The 263-nt window shown below is 40.3% G+C and carries 1 protein-coding gene; it reads left to right on the forward strand.

Annotation, left to right across the window (positions count from 1 at the left end):
* The coding region (locus VSQ61_RS22785; protein WP_334346591.1) for a transposase at positions 1-263 on the forward strand (263 nt) is incomplete at both ends.

Here is a 263-nt window from a genome sequence, read left to right on the forward strand (position 1 = left end):
AAGATGATCCAGATTAACTGGCTTCATTTTACGACTCTGTTAGCTTCACGAATCATCAAGGATGCCATTGTGCCTTTAGATTCAGAGGAGCGTGCAAATGTATTGATCATTGATGATTCCATATTTGAACGCAATCGCTCTAAGAAAGTAGAACTTCTTGCAAAAGCTTATGATCACGCTAATCACAGATACCGTTTCGGATTTCGTATGCTTACACTTGGATGGTCAGATGGAAGCACATTTCTTCCCGTCAATAACGTCCT

Source organism: Candidatus Merdisoma sp. JLR.KK006, from assembly GCF_036941035.1.
Classification (GTDB): Bacteria; Bacillota; Clostridia; order Lachnospirales; family Lachnospiraceae; genus Laedolimicola.